This window comes from Streptomyces hainanensis, from assembly GCF_004348415.1.
Taxonomy (GTDB): Bacteria; Actinomycetota; Actinomycetes; order Streptomycetales; family Streptomycetaceae; genus Streptomyces; species Streptomyces hainanensis.
Genome location: NZ_SMKI01000107.1, coordinates 1 through 18,192 on the forward strand (window position 1 = coordinate 1; position 18,192 = coordinate 18,192).

16 protein-coding genes and 1 pseudogene are annotated in these 18,192 nt (G+C 72.7%); 10 read left to right on the forward strand and 7 right to left on the reverse strand.

All coding sequences use genetic code 11. The features are described 5' to 3' along the window. Positions 1–69: 69 nt before the first annotated feature. Positions 70–1,167 carry a MerR family transcriptional regulator gene (locus E1283_RS12490; RefSeq protein ID WP_165956102.1) on the reverse strand — a complete coding sequence of 366 codons (1,098 nt, stop codon included), beginning with the start codon at positions 1,165–1,167 and terminating at the stop codon, positions 70–72. A 163-nt stretch (positions 1,168–1,330) separates the two neighbouring features. Here E1283_RS12490 and E1283_RS12495 point away from each other — a divergent pair, with 163 nt between their 5' ends. Genes E1283_RS12495 through E1283_RS12505 form a run of 3 tightly spaced genes read left to right on the forward strand, consistent with a single transcriptional unit; the run spans position 1,331 to position 3,561 of the window. Beyond that, on the forward strand, positions 1,331–2,362 hold the full coding sequence (locus tag E1283_RS12495) for an LLM class flavin-dependent oxidoreductase (protein WP_132818060.1): 1,032 nt from the start codon (positions 1,331–1,333) through the stop codon (positions 2,360–2,362). Positions 2,363–2,402: 40 nt separating this feature from the next. After that, positions 2,403–2,786, forward strand: a complete 384-nt coding sequence (locus E1283_RS12500; protein WP_132818061.1) for a VOC family protein — start codon at positions 2,403–2,405, stop codon at positions 2,784–2,786. 28 nt (positions 2,787–2,814) lie between these two features. Continuing rightward, a complete protein-coding gene (locus tag E1283_RS12505; RefSeq protein WP_132818062.1) occupies positions 2,815–3,561 on the forward strand; it encodes an SAM-dependent methyltransferase in 747 nt (248 codons plus the stop codon). Between the two features lie 70 nt (positions 3,562–3,631). Here E1283_RS12505 and E1283_RS12510 read toward each other — a convergent pair whose 3' ends face one another. Continuing rightward, positions 3,632–5,425: an ABC transporter ATP-binding protein gene (locus tag E1283_RS12510; protein ID WP_132818063.1), complete on the reverse strand. Its 1,794-nt coding sequence runs from the start codon at positions 5,423–5,425 to the stop codon at positions 3,632–3,634. Positions 5,426–5,510: 85 nt separating this feature from the next. After that, positions 5,511–5,888 (reverse strand): DUF2255 family protein, encoded by a 378-nt coding sequence (locus E1283_RS12515; protein WP_132818064.1) that lies wholly within the window; start codon positions 5,886–5,888, stop codon positions 5,511–5,513. A 171-nt stretch (positions 5,889–6,059) separates the two neighbouring features. On the opposite strand from E1283_RS12515, the gene E1283_RS12520 reads away from it, so the two are divergent. Beyond that, positions 6,060–6,941 carry an LLM class F420-dependent oxidoreductase gene (locus E1283_RS12520; RefSeq protein WP_132818065.1) on the forward strand — a complete coding sequence of 294 codons (882 nt, stop codon included), beginning with the start codon at positions 6,060–6,062 and terminating at the stop codon, positions 6,939–6,941. A 47-nt stretch (positions 6,942–6,988) separates the two neighbouring features. Here E1283_RS12520 and E1283_RS12525 read toward each other — a convergent pair whose 3' ends face one another. Next, complete coding sequence (locus E1283_RS12525; protein ID WP_132818066.1) at positions 6,989–7,606, reverse strand: CGNR zinc finger domain-containing protein; 618 nt, start codon at positions 7,604–7,606, stop codon at positions 6,989–6,991. A gap of 225 nt (positions 7,607–7,831) precedes the next feature. Here E1283_RS12525 and E1283_RS12530 point away from each other — a divergent pair. Together E1283_RS12530 and E1283_RS12535 are read left to right on the forward strand one after the other, a co-directional pair. Next, positions 7,832–8,143: pseudogene (locus E1283_RS12530) on the forward strand (metallophosphoesterase family protein); the annotation flags it as partial. A 12-nt stretch (positions 8,144–8,155) separates the two neighbouring features. Then, positions 8,156–8,569 carry a LysE family translocator gene (locus tag E1283_RS12535; RefSeq protein WP_243744800.1) on the forward strand — a complete coding sequence of 138 codons (414 nt, stop codon included), beginning with the start codon at positions 8,156–8,158 and terminating at the stop codon, positions 8,567–8,569. Between the two features lie 30 nt (positions 8,570–8,599). Here the strand turns inward: E1283_RS12535 and E1283_RS12540 are convergent, their stop codons facing one another. From E1283_RS12540 to E1283_RS12550, 3 genes are read right to left on the reverse strand one after another with little or no spacing between them, the layout of a single operon-like run. Further along, positions 8,600–9,466 (reverse strand): carbohydrate ABC transporter permease, encoded by an 867-nt coding sequence (locus E1283_RS12540; RefSeq protein ID WP_132818067.1) that lies wholly within the window; start codon positions 9,464–9,466, stop codon positions 8,600–8,602. Between the two features lie 2 nt (positions 9,467–9,468). After that, complete coding sequence (locus E1283_RS12545; RefSeq protein ID WP_132818068.1) at positions 9,469–10,431, reverse strand: carbohydrate ABC transporter permease; 963 nt, start codon at positions 10,429–10,431, stop codon at positions 9,469–9,471. Between the two features lie 40 nt (positions 10,432–10,471). Continuing rightward, on the reverse strand, positions 10,472–11,752 hold the full coding sequence (locus E1283_RS12550; RefSeq protein ID WP_207930377.1) for an ABC transporter substrate-binding protein: 1,281 nt from the start codon (positions 11,750–11,752) through the stop codon (positions 10,472–10,474). Positions 11,753–11,861: 109 nt separating this feature from the next. On the opposite strand from E1283_RS12550, the gene E1283_RS12555 reads away from it, so the two are divergent. The 4 genes from E1283_RS12555 to E1283_RS12570 all read left to right on the forward strand — a co-directional run bounded on the left by E1283_RS12555 (position 11,862) and on the right by E1283_RS12570 (position 18,165). Next, positions 11,862–12,884: a LacI family DNA-binding transcriptional regulator gene (locus E1283_RS12555; protein WP_132818070.1), complete on the forward strand. Its 1,023-nt coding sequence runs from the start codon at positions 11,862–11,864 to the stop codon at positions 12,882–12,884. Positions 12,885–13,168: 284 nt separating this feature from the next. Beyond that, complete coding sequence (locus E1283_RS12560; RefSeq protein ID WP_132818071.1) at positions 13,169–14,344, forward strand: aldose epimerase family protein; 1,176 nt, start codon at positions 13,169–13,171, stop codon at positions 14,342–14,344. Positions 14,345–14,400: 56 nt separating this feature from the next. After that, entirely contained in the window at positions 14,401–16,941 is a 2,541-nt protein-coding gene (locus E1283_RS12565) for an alpha-L-arabinofuranosidase C-terminal domain-containing protein (RefSeq protein ID WP_132818072.1), read from the forward strand. Positions 16,942–17,121: 180 nt separating this feature from the next. Next, on the forward strand, positions 17,122–18,165 hold the full coding sequence (locus tag E1283_RS12570; protein WP_132818073.1) for an NAD(P)-dependent alcohol dehydrogenase: 1,044 nt from the start codon (positions 17,122–17,124) through the stop codon (positions 18,163–18,165). Positions 18,166–18,192: the final 27 nt, after the last annotated feature.

An 18,192-nucleotide genomic window follows, 5' to 3' on the forward strand; every position in this document is an offset into this window, starting at 1 on the left:
CCCTCCGCACCGTCCCGCTGAACGCCCCCGCCGCGCTGCCCTGAACCCGCGCCCGCGGTGCGACGCGGTTCAGGCCACGAGCAGGCGGAGCCCGAGATCCGCCGCGTCGAGGTGGGCGAGTTCCCGGTTGCGCTCGGCCCACCGGCCCGTGGCGAGGTCGTCGCCCAGGCGTCGTACCGCCCGCCGCTCGGACTGGGCACCGACCCTCGTCCAGATCGACATCGCCCGGCGCACGTGATCCTCCAGATACGCCGCGGGGCGGCGCCAGTACGCCTCGAACAGGCCGTCGGCGCAGTCCCACGGAACGGGCACCGGCTCGGCGCGGGCGCCGATCGCGTCGGCCATCCCGGGAAGCGGGGGAAAGCCCGCGAGGAGGTCGCCGAACTCGGGCAGGTAGTCGCGGGTCAGCCAGAACCGGTCCCGCCAGCCGGGCTCGCAGGCGTCGAACGTGAGCACCACCACGCGGCGGGCCACGCGCCGCATCTCGCGCAGCCCGGCGATCGGGTCGCCCCAGTGGTGGACGGTGGAGACGGCCATCGCCGCGTCGAAGGACCGGTCGGCGAACGGCAGGCGCTCCGCGGCGGCGGCCACGCACCGCGCCGCGCCGGCCGGCCGTTGCGCCCGCATGACCGCCGACGGCTCCACCGCGGTCACGTCCCGGTCGCGGGGCTCGTAGGAACCGGTGCCGGCCCCGACGTTCAGCACCGTCCGCGCGTCCCCGAGCGCGTCCCAGATCCGCGCGGCGATCCGCGGGTCGGTGCGCCGCGTCGCGGGGTAGGCGCGGCCGATGGCGTCGTACAGCCGGGCGCCGAGCATCTCCCGTCGTTCCTCCGGCGTCACGTCGACTCCCCTCGCCCGTGCCTCGAGCTCCCTGTCGATGGCCGCCACCATGGCGTCGGCCCGATCGCGCCGTTCCCGCAGCAGGTCGCGCAGTCGGCGCAGGTGAGCGACCGTGTCGGTGGACGGGTCGTCGACCAGGTCCGCGACCTCCCGCAGCCCGAAGCCCAGGCGCCGGTAGGCGAGTACCTCACGCAGCCGCTCCATGTCGCCGGCCGAGTAGACCCGGTACCCGGCGGCGGTGCGCGCCGACGGCCGGACGAGCCCGATCTCGTCGTAGTGGTGCAGCGTGCGGACGCTCACGCCCACCGACTCGGCCACGTTTCCCACGGTCAGGTGCTCGTCCACGGCACCGACTATGCGGCCTGACGCCACGTGAGGGTCAAGCCCCTCGCCGCCGGCGGCGAAGGCCGGGCCCCGCGACGGACCCCGCGACGGACGCCACGACGGGCTCCACGACGAGCGGCCGGGCGAACTGTTAGGCTCCCGCGCCATGGCGCGCACGCTGCGGAGGCTGGGCTTCCTGACGATCGGTCTGTTCGATCCCGCCGACCCGCGCGCCGGCCACGAGGCCACGCTCCGCCTCGTCGAACTGGGCGAACGGCTGGGCTTCGACAGCGCCTGGGTGCGGCACCGGCACCTGCAACACGGCATCTCCTCGCCCGTCGCGGTGCTGGCCGCCGCCAGCCAGCGGACCAGCCACATCGACCTCGGCACCGCCGTCATCCCGCTCGGCTGGGAGAACCCGCTGCGGCTCGCCGAGGACCTGGCCACCGTGGACCTGCTCTCCGGCGGCCGCCTCAACCCGGGCGTCAGCGTCGGCCCGCCGATGCGGTACGACGAGGTCAGGGGCGCGCTCTACCCGGACACCGGCGACGCCGAGGACTTCGGCCACGAACGCGTCCGGCGGCTGCTGTCGTTCGTGCGCGGCGAACCGGTCACCGACTTCAGCGGCACCGAGGGCTTCGAGGCGTTCTCCGACCGGGTCCAGCCGCAGTCACCCGGACTTGCCGACCGCATGTGGTACGGCGCCGGCAGCCTCCGCTCGGCGCGCTGGGCGGGCGAGCACCGGATGAACCTGCTGACCAGCAGCGTCGTCAAGGCCGGGGAGGCCGAGGGGGAACCGGACTTCGCCGAGATCCAGCGCGCGCAGATCAGGACCTTCCGCGCCCACCACCCCGAAGGCGAGCGGGCCCGGGTCTCCCAGGGACTCGTCGTCGTCCCCACCGACTCCGCCACGCCGGCCCAGCGCGCGAGGTACGAGGCGTACGCCCGGGAGCGCACGCCCAGGACGGCCACGCCGCAGGGGCCGGCCCGGCTGATGTTCGCCCCCGACCTGGTCGGCAGCTCGGCGGAGATCGCCGAACGGCTTGCCGCCCACGCCGCGTTCCGCGAGGTCGACGAGGTGGCCTTCGCGCTGCCCTTCACCTTCGAGCCCGACGACTACGTCCAGATCCTCACCGACATCGCCACCCGCCTGGCGCCCGCGCTCGGCTGGCGCCCCGCCCGGCGGGCCGCCGAATAATCCACGGCGCGCCGGCGCGCGCCTCCCTACACTGACGCGCATGGCATGCCGTATCAGTGAGCTGGTCATCGACTGCGCGGAACCCGAGCGGCTCGCCGCGTTCTGGAGTGACGTCCTCGGCTACGTCGAACTCGGCCGGGAGGACGACGGAAGCATCGAGATCGGCCCGCCCGACGCCGGGTTCGGCGGCCCGCGGCCCACCCTCGTCCTCAGCCCGAGCAGCGACCCGCGCACCGGGAAGCTCCCCCTGCACCTCGACGTCAACGCCACCGACCGCGACCAGGACGCCGAGTTGGAGCGGCTGCTCGCGCTCGGCGCCAGGCCCGCCGACGTCGGCCAGACCGGCGGCGAGAGCTGGCACGTGCTGGCCGACCCGGAGGGCAACGTGTTCTGCCTCCTGCGCACCCGACTCGCCCCCCTCTGATCCCATGCCTCCCGGAAGCACGCCACCGGTGGACCTGCCACGCGTCTTCACCATCCGCGAGAGCGGCCACCGCATCCACAACCCGCTCACCGACGACCAACTGGCCACCCTGGGCCGGGCGCTCCGGCTGCCGCCGGCCGCGCGCGTCCTCGATCTCGCCAGCGGCTCGGGCGAGTTGCTGTGCACCTGGGCCCGCGACCACGGCGTCACCGGCACCGGCGTGGACATCAGCACCCTGTTCACGGCCGCTGCCCGGGCCCGCGCCGCCGAACTCGGGGTCGCCGACCGGGTCGAGTTCGTGCACGGCGACGCGGCCGGGTATGTCGCGGCCGAGCCCGTGGACCTCGCGGCCTGCCTCGGCGCGACCTGGATCGGCGGCGGCGTCGCCGGCACCGTCGAACTGCTGCGACGCAGCCTGCGCCCCGGCGGCACGCTGCTGGTCGGCGAGCCGTACTGGCGCCGGCCGCCGCCGGACCAGGAGACCGTCGCGGCCTGCCACGCCGCCACCGAGGACGACTTCCTGCCGCTCCCCGAGCTGATCGAGGGGTTCGGCGAACTCGGTTACGACGTCGTGGAGATGGTGCTGGCCAACCACGACGGCTGGGACCGGTACCGGGCCGCGCAGTGGCTCAGCGTCCGCCGCTGGCTCGACCGGCACCCCGACGACGAGTTGGCCGCCGAGCTGCGGGCCGAGCTCACCACCGCCCCCGCCCGCTACGCGCGGTACGAACGCGAACACCTCGGCTGGGGCGTCTTCGCGCTGCTGGCCCGCTGACGCCGACGCCCCGGGCCGGACGCCCCGGGCCGGAAGGCCGGGGGAGTCCGGCCCGGGGCGGACCGCCGGGTCAGGCCGCGTGGCCCGGCTGCAACTGCTGGTAGAGCCCGCCGAGGGCCACCAACTCGTCGTGGGTGCCCGACTCACGGATCCGGCCGCCCTCCAACACCATGATCCGGTCGGCGTTGCGGATGGTGGACAGCCGGTGCGCGACGACGAAGACCGTGCGGCCGCTCATCAGCCGGCCCAACGCCTCCTGCACCAGGGACTCCGAGCGCCCGTCGAGCGCGGACGTCGCCTCGTCCAGGATGAGCACCCGCGGGTCGCGGATCAGCGCCCTGGCGATGGCGAGCCGCTGCCGCTGGCCGCCGGAGAGCCTGGCCCCGTGCTGCCCCACGAGGGTGTCGACACCCTCCGGCAGCCGGGAGACGAACTCCCAGGCGTTGGCCGCCTGGAGGGCGGTGCGCAGGGTGTCCTCGTCGACCTCGTCGGGCAGCCCGTAGGCCACGTTCTCCCGGATCGTGCCGGCGAACAGGATGGACTCCTGCGGCACGACGGAGAGGAAGCGGCGGTACGTCCGCAGGTCGAGGCCGGCGGTGTCGATGCCGTCGAGCAGGATGGCGCCCTCGGTCGGCCTGATGAAGCCGATCAGCAGGTTGAGCACCGTCGACTTCCCGGCGCCCGACGGGCCGACCAGGGCGACGGTCTCGCCGGGCCGCACGGCGAGGTCGAGGTCCGAGACGGACGGCTCGGCGCTGCCCTCGTAGGTGAACCCGACCCGGCGGAACTCGACGGCGCCGGTGACGCCGGCGATCTCGCGCTTGCCGTCGTTGCTCTCCAGGTCGGGGGCCTGCAGGACCTCGCCGATGGAGCGCACCGACTCGAGCCCCCTGGTCATGGTCGGCGCCAGGCCCATCAGCGCCGTGGTGGAGGCCGTGAGGGTGGTGAAGAAGGTGCTCAGCATGACGACGTCGCCCGCGGTCACCGGCAGCCAGCCGTAGTAGGCGACCAGCGCCGCGCCGATCAGGCAGCAGACGCCCAGCGCGTTGAGCACGTTCCAGGCCAGCGAGGACACCCGCCCGTTGAGCAGGTCGAGCCGGAAGCCGGCCGTGCGCACCCGGTCGAGCTGGCCGTCGACGCGGTGGATCGCGGTGTTCTCCAGGCCGTGCGCCCGGGTGATGTGGATCAGGCTGGTCATCTCCGTCACCCGGGAGGAGAGGACTTCGATCTCCTTGCGGAAGGTCTCGTTGCGGCCGCGCAGCCGCCCGCGCAGCAGCCGGATGAGCAGCGCGGCGGCCGGCACGACGACCAGGAAGATGGGCAGGAAGGCGGGGGCGCGGATGCCGATGACGATCAGCCCGCCGAGCATCGTGGTGACCGCGCCGAGGCCGACCTCCGCGGTCTGCTTCAGGCTCTCCTCGATGGTGTCGACGTCGCGCACCACCTTGGCGTGCAACACGCCGGAGCTGACCCTGGAGTGGTAGCCGATGGACAGTTCCTGCATCCGCCGGCAGAGCGCCGAGCGCAGGGTGGTGCTGAGCCGGCGGATGGTGGTGCTCATCAGCCGGGAGTAGACGACGGCCGATGGGTAGTTGACGATGAACATGGACGCCAGCACGGCCGCGTTCCACCAGAGTTCGGAGATCGGCCGCTGCTGGACGACGACGTCGATGATGTTCGCGGTGATCAGCGGCAGCAGCCACAGCGGGCTGTGCCGGACCGCGAAGACGGCGACGGCGCCGGCGAGCCGGGCCCGGTCGGGACGTAGCAGGTAGGCGAGGGTACGGACGGGGTGTTCCCCCTGGTAGCGATGGTCGAGGGGGGTTCCCTGAGGGAAGGAGGAGGGGGAAAGCGCTTTCTCCATAGGGAGAAGTCAAACCCTCGCGGGCGCCGTCGAGCAACCCCGTTCCGTGTCCTGGTCCACGCCCCGGTCCGCGGGGCCGGCGCGCTCAGCGCGGGACGAGCCTGAGGGTGCTGCCGCGCGCCGGGTCGGCCACCATCGGGTCGACGTAGGCGTCGCTGTAACTGCGGTACTTGGTGCGGTAGGCGGAGTCGATCCGCTCGTTGACGGCCGGGTCGGCCTCGTCGACGAACGTGACGTCCCGGTCGACGCCGCCGGCGCTGATGTGGCCCTCGTGGCGGGACTGCGCCGTGCGGAACCAGGCGCCGCCGCGCCCCCGGAACGAGCGGACGTAGAGCTCGTCGCCCTCCCTGACCACCCAGATGGGGATCGGGGAGCGCGGGCTCCCGTCCCGGCGGAGTGGGGCGATGCGCAGCTCGTCGGCGCGCTCGATGCGGCTCAGCTCGTCGTCGGTCCAGGTGCTCATCTGCTCGGCTCCTTCGCTCGTGACGCGGGATGGCGGCCGGCACGGCCAGTATCACCCCCCGCGCGGCGGGCGACCACCGGGGAGAATGGTGGGCGAGGGGTCGGCTGGACGGCCCCTCCCCGCTCCCGTACCGGCGACGGCGGGCGCACCGCGAGCAGACAGGAGATCGGCATGAGGCTCGGCATCCACGTCATGGAATTCGACGACCCGGCGGGTCCCGGCGCCCTGGGGCCCCAGCTGGCGGCGGCCGGGGCCGCCGCCGAGTCGGCCGGCGTCGACTGGATCTCGGTGATGGACCACTACTTCCAGATGGAACAGGCCGGCGGCCCGGAGCACGCCATGCTGGAGGCGTACACCACCCTCGGCTTCCTGGCCGCGCACACCTCGACCGTGCGGCTCGGCGTCCTGGTCACCGGGGTGACCTACCGCCACCCCGGGCTGCTCGCCAAGATCGTCACCACCCTCGACACGCTCTCCGGCGGGCGGGCCACCCTCGGCATCGGCGCCGCCTGGTACGAGCGCGAACACCTGGGGCTCGGCGTGCCCTACCCGCCGCTCGCCGAGCGGTTCGAGCGGCTGGAGGAGACGGTGCGGATCTGCCTCCAGATGTGGGACCCCGACGACGACGGGCCGTTCGAGGGCGAGCACTACCGGCTGGCCGAGACCCGGTGCGTGCCCCCGCCGATCAGCCGGCCCCACCCCGAGCTGCTGATCGGCGGCGGCGGCGAGAAGAAGACCCTGCGGCTGGTCGCCCGGTACGCCGACGCGTGCAACCTGCTGCCCGGCACGCCCGCGGAGGTCGGGCACAAGTTCGACGTGCTGCGCCGGCACTGCGACGAGCTGGGGCGGGACTACGACCGGATCCGCAAGACGGTGATCTCCCGGAGCGAAGCCCTCGGCCGGGGCGACCTGGACGGCTTCGTCCGGGAGATGGCGGCCTACGCCGAACTCGGCGTCGAGAGCGTGGTGGTGCCCACCTCGGCCACCGACGCCGCCGGCTGGATCGAGGAGCGGATCGCGCCCGCGGTGCCGCGGCTGGCCCAACTCGGCTGACCGTGCGCGGCGGTGCCCCGCCGGGCGGCCGCCGGCCGGGGCGGCGGTCAGCTCCCAGGAGCGCCGTCGTCGGCCGCCAGGCGCTGACGCCGGTAGTGGCGAGCGGCCCGGGCGCGGTTTCCGCACGACGGCTTGCACCACTCCTGCCGCCCATGGCTCTTGACGAAGTAGCGCACGCAGCGGGGTGCGGTGCAGGCGCGCAGCCGCCCGCGCTGCGGGCCGCTCAGGAAGTCGACGGCGGCGCGCGCCAGGGCCGCCACGAGGCGTACCCCCGGGTCGCGTTCCGCCGACAGCAGTCGGGCCGTGGGGGCGCCGCCCGGCGGCCACTCCAGCCGTGGGACGACCGGTTCCCTGGCGGCGACGTCGTTGAGGTGCGCCAGCGCCTCGTCGGCCGACATCAGCACCCGGGCGTCCGCCGAGCTGGCGGGGCCGGGGGCGACCCCCCGGGCGAACAACGCCCTGACCGCCCGCCGCAGCTCGGTGATCTCGGACCTGAGGGCCTCGTCCGCCGTGAGTCCGCCGGCCGGCAGGGCGTCGGCCAACAGGTCCGTCCGCTCCCGGATCCAGCGGGTCGTTCCCTGGGGGGTGGCGAGGTCGTCGGTGACGCCGCCGTCTCCGTCGTGGCGGATCGTGCTCGCCAGTTCCAGTGCCAGCCAGCGCTCCATCAGGGGCTCCTTCCCGCTTCCGCCCGGTCGTCCACCACTTGATCACATCCTCCCGCACACTCTAGGGTCTCTAACGGTTAAACGAAAACTTCCGTTAGGAGTCGGCGCCTCGGCGGTCAACGCCGGGGCCATGCAGAGGGGACGGACGATGACGTTGCTGCTCGCCCAGATCAGCGACCTGCACCTGGACGGCGGTGCGCGGGCCACCGAGCGCGCGAACCGCGTCATGGACCACCTGCGGGCGTCGAGCTCCATCACCCGCTGCCCGACTCCGGAATGCTCGAACGGCCGGGAGACCTGGCCGCGTTGTTGGCCGCGCACCCGAGCGTCGTCGCCGTGCTGACCGGACACGCGCACACCGCGGCCGCCTCGACCTTCGCCGCCCGCCCGCTGATCGTCGGGCCGGCCGTCACCTGGACCCTGCGGATGCCCTGGGAGGGCGACCGCCCCGCGGACCGCGACCAGCCGCCGGGTCTCGCCTTCCACGTCCTGGGCGACGACCGGCGCCTGACCACCCACTACCGCGTCGTGCTCTGAACCGCGTGATCCATCCCTACGCCGTTCTCGGGTTCCTGGTGGCGCTCCTTCCCCTGGTCGCCACCCCCGGAGCCAGCCTGGCGTTCCGCCCGCGAGCCGGCCCGCGCGCCCGCCCGCCGGCGGGCGCGGGGCCCGGCGCGCTCCGTCTACACCCAGGCCCTGCTCGGCAACGTCCGCAACCCGAAGGCGGCCTCCATCTACCTCACGCTGGTACCTCAGTTCGTCGAGGCGGATCGCTCGCTCGACGCGCAGATCCTCACGCTGGCCAGCGCCCACGCGCTGCTGATGGCGCTCTGGCTCCTCGCCCGGACCGTCCTCGTCCAGCGCGCCGCGCGCACCCTGCGGGAGCCCCGGTTCCGGCGTCTGACCGCCAGGGTGACGGCCGTGGTGTTCCTCGCCCTCGGGATCAGGACCGCCGTGAGGTAGATCGGGCCGGGGCCCCCGGCCCGACCGCGGTCAGCCCTTGAAGGCGCCGTCCAGGATGCCGGCCACCATGCGGCGCCCGACGAACACGAACAGCACGAGCAGCGGCAGGGTGGCGAGGAACGAGCCCGACATGGCCAGGCCGAGGTCGACGCTGAAGTTGTTCTGCAGCGCCTTGATGGCGATCTGCACGGTGTAGGTGTCGGGCGACTTGAGGACGACGAACGGCCACAGGAAGTCGTTCCAGGCGGTGACGTAGCCGAAGAGCCCGAGCACGAAGGCGGCGGGACGGACGATGGGGAAGGCGATCCGCCAGTAGATCTGCCAACTGGTGGCGCCGTCGATCCGAGCCGCCTGCATCAACTCGTCGCTGAGGGTGGTGGCCAGGTGCTGGCGCATCCAGAAGATGCCGAAGGCGCTGGCGAGTCCCGGCACGATCAGCGCCTGGAGGGTGTCCACCCAGCCGAGTTCGGCGATGATCAGGTACTGCGGGATGATCGCGAGCTGGGTCGGCACCGTCATGGTGAGCACCACGATCAGGAACAGCACCTCGCGGCCGCGGAACGCCAGCTTGGCGAAGGCGAAGCCGGCCAGCGAGCAGAGCACCGCGTGGCCCACGCCGATGGCGCCGGCCACGATCACGCTGTTGGCGATCGAGCGCAGGAACGGCACCGTGGTGAAGACGAGTTCGGCGAGGTGGAGGAAGTTGTCGCCCGGCACGACCTCGGGCGGCATCCGGGTCGCGGTGGCCGAGTCGGTGGTGGCGACGACGAACATCCAGTAGAGCGGGAAGAGGCAGACGACGGCGGCGAGGACGAGCAGGGCGTAGGTCCACCAGCGGACCCCGCCCGCGCGGCGCCGCCGGCGGCCCGCGGCGGGCGGCGTGGTCGGGCGTGGCATGGTCATTTGCCCTCCGGGCGGACGCGGGTGGCGGCGAGGTAGTTGATCAGCGCGATGGCGACGACCATCACGAACAGGGCCACGCCGATGGCGGCCGCGTAGCCGAACTGGAACATGCCGAAGCCCTGTTCGTAGAGGAAGAGGGTGAGGGTCTGGCACTCGCGGGTCGGGCCGCAGGTCAGCGGCGCCGCGCGGGAGACGAGCAGCGGCTCGGTGAAGATCTGCAGGCCGCCGATGGTCGAGGTGACGACGGTGAAGACGATGATCGGCCGCAGCGAGGGCACGGTGATGTGCCGGAACCGCTGCCAGCCGCCGGCGCCGTCCACCGCGGCCGCCTCGTAGGTCTCGCGGGGTATCGCCTGCAGCGAGGCCAGGTAGAGCAGGGTGGTGTAGCCGAACCAGCGCCAGGTGACCATGACGGCGATCATCAGGTGGCTGCCCCAGCCCGACTGGACGAAGTCGACCGGCCCCAGGCCGACGAGGCCGAGCAGCCAGTTCAGCAGCCCGTAGTCGCGATCGAACATCTGGGCGAAGACGATGGTGGTGGCGGCCACCGAGGTGATGTAGGGGACCAGCATCGTCATCCGGAAGAACCCGGCCCAGCGCAGCCTGGCGTGGTGCAGCACGTGCGCCAGCAGGAGTGCCAGCGCGAGCTGCGGCACCGTGGAGAGCAGCCAGATGCTGAGCGTGTTGCGGGCCGCGTTCCAGAACCGCGGGTCGTCGAGGAGCCGGGTGAAGTTGTCGGCGCCGACGAAGACCTGGTCGCCGATGGGATTCCAGTCGAAGAGCGCGATGTAGAAGGTGAAGAGCAGCGGGAACAGGCCGAAGATCGCGAAGATCACGAAGAACGGCGCGATGTAGAGGTAGGGGGCGACCCGCTCGCCGAGCCGCTCGCGGATCCGGGTCGGCGCCGGGAGCGGGCTCGTGCTGGCCGGCGCCGGCGTCGGGCCGAGAAGTGTGGTCACAGGTCGTTCGCTTTCTGCCGCGGGGTCTCGGGTGCGGCCTTCACCGCCCGATGGCGATCCGGATGTTGTCCAGTGCCCGGTCCCAGGCGCGCTCCGGATCGCCGCCGCCCTGCTCGACGTCGGTGATGGCGTTCAGGAACTCCTGGCCGATGGTCGAGCTGTCCCGCCCGACGGGGAAGGGGCTGAGCCCGAGCAGTGACTCGGTGTAGATCCGGCCGACCGGGGCGTCGGAGAAGAACGGGTCGGTGAACGAGGTCAGCGCCTCGTCCTCGTAGACCGAGGGCGTGGTGGGGAGGGAGCCCGAGTCGGCGAAGTGGTCGAGCTGGCCGGCCGGCGACTGGGTCTCCCTGATGTACTCCCAGGCGGCCTCGGGGTTCTCGGCGTTCCGCGGGATCGCCAGGTAGCTGCCGCCCCAGTTCCCGGCGCCGCCCGGGATGGGGGCGAGGTCCCAGGAGCCCGCGGTGTCGGGCGCGGTGGTGCGGATGCTGTTCAGCATCCAGGCCGGCGCGGCCACCGCCGCGTAGTCGCCGTGCTGCATCCCGGCGCCCCAGCTCTCGGCGAACGAGCTCTGTCCGGCCGTGATGCCCGCGTCGACGGCGGCCAGCGCCAGGTCGAACGCCTCGCGCACCGGCGCGCTCTCCCGGTACACGGGTTCGCCGTCCTCGTCGTAGTACTTCACCGCGCCCTGGTTGACCGCCTGGTAGAAGACGCTGGTGGCCGCGTTGTCGATGAAGGCCGCGCCGGTGGCCGCCGTGTAGCGGCGGCCGACCTCGATGAAGTCGTCCCAGGTCGGCCAGAGCGCGCCGACCTCGGCGCGGTCCGTGGGCAGTCCGGCGGCGGCGAACAGGTCGGTCCGGTAGGCGACGGCCAGGCCGCCGACGTCCGTCGGCACGCCGATCACGCGGCCGTCGGCCCCGGTGGACTGGGCGATCACCCAGTCCAGGTAGTCGCTCCTGATCTCGTCGGCGCCGAACTCCCGCAGGTCGTGGAAGTTGTCGGACGCCTCCACGAACCTGGGCAGGTCGTCGCCCTGGATCAGCACCAGGTCCGGGACCTTGCCGGCGGCCAGCGCGGTGACCAGCGACTGGGCCGTCTCCACCGAGCTGCCCACCTCGGTGAGTTGGACGTCGATCTCCGGGTGGGCGCGCTCGTAGTCGGCCACCGCGGCGGCCTGGTTGATCCCGGAGAACGACCAGAACTCGATCGACCGGCCGTCGCCGCTGCCCGGTCGGGAGCGGTTGGCGCAGCCGGTGGCGACGACCACCAACAGGCAGAGGACGAGCGCGAGCAGGGGGCGTCGCGCGGTGCGGCGTGTGAACAATTCCTTCGGCTCTCTCGTGACGGTGCGGCTCGGTCGGTCAGCGGGAGGCCCGCCATGGTCGGAAGCGGGCTCGAAACGTTCGAGATCCGGGGCCCGATAGACTTTCGGTATGAGTTCGACCGCCAAGGAGCCCCTGACCATCGCGCAGATCGCGCAGCGCGTCGGCGTGTCGGTGGCGACGGTCTCCAAGGTGGTCAACGGCCGGGCCGACGTCGCCCCCGGCACCCGCTCGCTGATCGAGAGCGTCATCCAGGAGCACGGCTACCGGCGCCAGAAGAAGGCCGCGGGGCCCGCGCCGCTGCTCGACCTGGTCTTCCACGAGGCGGAGGGCGTCTACGCGATCGAGATCTTCCGGGGTGTGCAGCGGGTGGCGAGCGACCACGGTCTCGCCGTGGTGCTCTCGGAGTTGAGCCGGCGCGACACCCACGGCCGGGACTGGGTGGACGAGGTGCTGGTGCGCCGCCCCACCGGGATGATCGCGGTGTTCTCCGGCCCCAGCGGCGCCCAGGGTGACCAACTGCGGGTGCGCGGCATCCCGTTCGTCGTGCTCGACCCGACCGGCGAGCCCGACCACTCCTGGCCCTCGGTCGGCGCGAGCAACTGGAGCGGCGGCCTCTCCGCCACCCGCCACCTGCTGGAGCTCGGCCACCGGCGGATCGCCGTCATCACCGGGCCCGAGCACATGCTGTGCAGCCGGGCCAGGCTGGACGGCCACCGCGCGGCGATGGACATGGCGGGCGTCCCGGTCGATCCGGCGCTGGTGCGGGTGGGGGACTTCCGGCACGAGGGCGGGCTCCACCACATGCGCGAACTGCTGCGGCTGCCGGACCCGCCGACCGCCGTCTTCGCCGGCAACGACGGCCAGGCGCTGGGCGCCTACCGGGCGGCGGCCGAGGCCGGCCTCCGGGTTCCCGACGACCTGAGCGTGGTCGGCTTCGACGACCTGTACCCGGGGCAGTGGGCCACCCCGCCGCTCACCACGGTGCGGCAGCCGCTGGCCACCATGGCGGCCACCGCCGCCACGATGGTGCTCGACCTGGCCGCCGGGCGCCGGCTGCCGCAGACCCGCGTGGAGCTGGCCACCGAGCTGGTCGTCCGGGGCAGCAGCGGCCCGGCGCCGGCGCCCCGTTAGGGCCGGTTTCCACGGCGTCATGGGCACGTCCCTTCCCCGCGCGTTCGGCACACCGGACGGCGTTCGCTCAGCAGGGCCCTGAAGGTAGGAGACGGCGCTGAGGCCGTCAATACTTTCGACCGCAAACACCGAATCAATCGGAGCAGCCCGGTCGTTGCCGGACTGCTTGACGAACTCCCGGGTGCTCTCTAGCTTCTTGGCCCGAATGCCGAACCTTGTTCGAGATGTCGTACGTGCGCCGTGTGTCCGGACAGAGCCGCCTCAACCAAGGAGCCGCCCCCACCATGAGCCCCGACAGACGAACCGTCTTCGCCTCCGCCGCGGCCGGCGTCGCCGCCACCGCCACCGGCCTCACCGCCCCCGCGGCAGCCGCCCACACCTCCTCCGCGACCACGGGTGACCGCGGCGACGCCCGCCCACGCTCCGAAACGTTCGGGCACCTGCCCGACGGCAGCCGGGTCGACCGCTGGACCCTCGCCCGCGGCGGCACCCGCCTCGCCGTGCTCGGCTACGGCGGCATAGTCCAGGCACTGGAGATCCCCGACCGACGCGGCAGGACCGTGAACGTCTCGCTCGGCTTCGCCACGCTCGCCCCGTACCTCACCGCCACCACCTACTTCGGCGCGCTGATCGGCCGCTACGGCAACCGCATCGCCGGCGGCCGCTTCACCCTCGACGGCACCGAGCACCGACTGCCCGTCAACGACGGCCCGAACAGCCTGCACGGCGGCGACGCCGGCTTCGACAAGCGGCTGTGGGAGATCACCCCCACCGGACCCGCCACCCTCACCCTGCACCGGACCAGCCCCGACGGCGAGATGGGGTACCCCGGCACCCTCGACGTCACCGTCACCTACACCCTCACCGACGCCGGCGACTTCCGCATCGACTACGCCGCCACCACCGACGCCCCCACCGTCGTCAACCTCACCAACCACACCTACTTCAACCTGAGCGGCGAGGGCACCGGCTCCATCCTCGACCACCGACTGGAGATCGCCGCCTCCCGCTACACCCCGGTCGACGCCACCCTCATCCCCACCGGCGAGCTCGCGACCGTCTCCGGCACCCCGTTCGACTTCCGGCGCGGCAAGCCGATCGGCCAGGACATCCGCCGCGACCACCCCCAACTCGGCCACGGCAAGGGCTTCGACCACAACCTCGTGCTCGACAAGGGCCTCACCGTCCGCCCCCGCCACGCCGCCACCCTCCACGACCCGGCCTCCGGCCGCACCATGACCGTGGCCACCACCGAGCCCGGGGTGCAGTTCTACAGCGGCAACTTCCTCGACGGCGCCCTCAACGGCACCACGGGCAACGCCTACCGGCAGAGCGACGGGCTCTGCCTGGAGACCCAGCACTTCCCCGACTCCCCGAACCAGCCGGACTTCCCCAGCACGGTGCTGCGCCCCGGCACGACCTACCGTTCCACCACCGTGCACTCCTTCGCCGCCCGCTGAACGGAGCCGTCCGGACCCCACCCGAGACCTCCCATCCCGAGGACAGTGGAGAGCAGATGAGACGTGGACACCGCCCGCTCCTGGCGACCGCCCTGGCCCTGGCGGGCGCGGCGGCCGTCTTACCCGGCGCCGCCTCCGGGGCGTCGGCCGCCCCGGCGCCCGACTACGCGATCACGGTCGACCCGAGGCGCGCCGGACCCGAGATCTCCGACAGCATGTACGGGATCTTCCTCGAGGACATCAACTTCGCGGCGGACGGCGGCCTCTACGCGGAGCTGGTGCGGAACCGCTCCTTCGAGTTCGGCCCCCAGGACCACGCCTCCTACACCCCCATGACCGCCTGGTCCCAGGTCGCGCGCGGCGGGGCCACCGGCACCGCCACCGTGGTGAACGACGCCGAGCGGCTGAACGAGACCAACCGCCAGTACCTGCGGCTCGACCTCCGGGACGGCGGGGCGGGCGCCGGGTCCGGCGTCCGCAACGCCGGGTTCTTCACCGGCGTCGAGATCACCGCGGGCGACTCCTACGACTTCTCCGTCTGGGCCCGCACCGACCAGGCGCCCGGCACCGAACTGACCGTGGCCCTGGACACCGGGAACGGCACGCCGCTCGCCGAGGACCTCGCCCTCGACGTCCGCGGCGACACCTGGAGCAGGTACACCGGCACCCTCACCGCCACCGCCTCGGCCGCCGACGGCGGGCTGACCGTGACGGCCGCGGGCGGCGGCACCGTCCGCCTCGACATGGTCTCCCTCTTCCCCCAGGACACCTTCCTGGGCCGGGAGAACGGCCTCCGCGCCGACCTGGCCGAGCGGATCGCCGAGCTGGAACCCGGCTTCCTGCGCTTCCCCGGCGGCTGCCTGGTCAACACCGGCAGCCACGAGGCGTACGCGGCCCCCGACTGGCCGCGCGAGCGCTCCTACCAGTGGAAGGAGACCGTCGGCCCGGTCGAGGAACGCGCGGTCAACCACAACTTCTGGGGCTACAACCAGAGTTACGGGCTCGGCTACTACGAGTACTTCCAGTTCGCCGAGGACGTCGGAGCCATGCCGCTGCCCGTGGTGCCGGCCATGGTCACCGGCTGCGGCGAGAACCGCGCCACCGACGACCCCGAGCTGCTGGCCCGACACGTCCAGGACACCCTGGACCTCATCGAGTTCGCCAACGGCCCCGCCGACTCCCCCTGGGGGGCGGTCCGCGCCGAGATGGGCCACCCCGAGCCGTTCGGCCTCACCCACCTCGCCGTCGGCAACGAGGAGAACCTGCCCGAGGAGTACTTCGAGAACTTCCGCGTCTTCCGCGCCGCCATCGGGGCCGAGCACCCCGAGATCACCGTCGTCGGCAACTCGGGCCCCTCCGCCGGCGGCCCCACCTTCGAGCGGCTGTGGGAGCTCAACCGCGAGGCCGACGTCGCCATGGTCGACGAGCACTACTACATGAACCCCAACTGGTTCCTCGCCAACAACGAACGGTACGACTCCTACGACCGCGAGGGACCCGACGTCTTCCTCGGCGAGTACGCCTCCCGCGACAACCGCTTCGCCAACGCCCTGGCCGAGGCCGCCTTCATGACCGGCCTGGAACGCAACGCCGACGTCGTCCGCCTCGCCTCCTACGCCCCACTGCTCGCCCACACCCAGGGCACCCAGTGGCGCCCCGACCTCATCTGGTTCGACAACGACGCCAGTTGGGGCTCCGCCAGCTACGAGGTGCAGCGGCTCTTCGCCACCAACACCGGCGACCGGGTGGTGCCGAGCCGCGCCACCCCGACCCCGGGAACCGACGACGACCTGAGCGGCGCCGTCGGGCTCGCCACCTGGGCCACCAGCGCCGCCTACGACGACGTCGCCGTCACCTCCGCCGAAGGCGGCACACTGCTCACCGACGACTTCTCCAACGGCGCCGACCAGTGGACGCCCACCACCGGCGCCGGCACCTGGGCCGTCCAGGACGGTGCCCTCGTCCAGGCCGACACCACCTCGACCGACAACATGCTCGTCGCGGGCGACCCCGCCTGGACCGACTACGACCTGGACGTCACCGCGACCAAGCGCGCCGGCGCCGAGGGCTTCCTCATCGGCTTCGGCGTCCAGGACTCCGGCACCTACTACTGGTGGAACCTCGGCGGCTGGGGCAACACCCGCTCCGCCGTCGAGCAGGCCGTCGGCGGCGCCAAGGCGGAGATCGTCGGCGACGCCACCACCATCGAGACCGGCCGCGCCTACGACATCCACATCGAGGTCAGGGGCCGCGAGGTCACGCTCTTCCTGGACGGCGAGGAGTGGGGCGGCTTCACCGAACCCACCCCGGAGCCCTTCCGGCAGGTCGTCACCCGCGACGCCGAGACCGGCGAGCTGATCATCAAGGTCGTCAACGCCCAGGACGAGGCCGCCGTCACCGCCGTCGACCTCGGCCGTGGCACCCGGGTCGGCCGCACCGCCCACGTCACCACGCTCACCGGCGACCCGGACGCCGTCAACGACGAGACCGACCAGCCCATCGCGCCGGTGGAGACCACCTTCCGCGGCGTCGACAACCGCTTCACCTACACCTTCCCACCCCACTCCGTCACCTTCCTCCGCGTGCCACCGCGCTGAGCGCGGCCACCCGCCCGGGCCGGGCCACCCCGGGCCCGGGCGGGTGGCCAGGGCCCGTGAGGGGCCCTGTCACAACCCGGAACGCCGCTCCCCGGCACAGCGCGGTCTGCCTCGCGCCGCGTCGGCGGAGCAGCATGGGGGCGTAGCGACGAACGACCCTCACCCTCACGCTGGAGAAACGTGCTCACTGTCAAGGCCTACGCCGCGACGTCCCCCACCGAACCGCTGGCGCCCACGACCATCGAGCGTCGTGACGTCGGCCCCCACGACGTGCTGATCGAGATCAGGTACGCCGGGATATGCCACTCCGACATCCACACCGTCCGCGGCGAGTGGGGCCCGGTCACCTACCCGCTGGCCCCCGGCCACGAGATCGTCGGGATCGTCGCCGAGGTCGGCCCCGAGGTCACCCGACACGCCGTCGGTGACCGGGTCGGCGTCGGCTGCATGGTCAACTCCTGCCGCGAATGCGTCAACTGCCTCAAGGGCGACGAGCAGTACTGCCTCAAGGGCAACATCGGCACCTACGCCGCGGTCGACGTCGACGGCACCCTCACCCAGGGCGGCTACTCCACCCACGTCGTCGTCACCGAGGACTTCGTGGTCCGGATCCCCGACGGCCTCGCGCTCGACGCCGCCGCGCCGCTGCTGTGCGCCGGCATCACCACCTACTCACCGCTGCGCCACTGGAACGCCGGCCCCGGCACCCGGGTCGCCGTCGTCGGCCTCGGCGGCCTCGGCCACATGGCCGTCAAGTTCGCCCACGCGATGGGCGCCGAGGTCACCGTGCTCTCCCAGTCGCTGAAGAAGCGCGAGGACGGGCTGCGGCTCGGCGCCGACGACTACCACGCCACCGGCGACCCGGAGACCTTCGAGAAGCTCGCCGGCTCCTTCGACCTCATCATCAACACGGTGAGCGCGAAGATCGACATCGACGCCTACCTCTCGCTGCTCGCCGTCGACGGCACCCTGGTCAACGTCGGCGCCCCGCCCGAGGCACTGGCGATCAACGTCTTCTCGCTGCTGATGCACCGCAAGTCGTTCGCCGGCTCCGCCATCGGCGGCATCCGCGAGACCCAGGCGATGCTGGACTTCTGCGCCGTGCACGGCATCGGCTCCGACATCGAGGTCATCTCCGCCGACCAGATCAACGAGGCGTACGAGCGGGTCCTCGCCTCCGACGTGCGGTACCGGTTCGTGATCGACGTCTCCACCCTGAACTGACCCACGCACCGATCCCCCCCCCGGTAC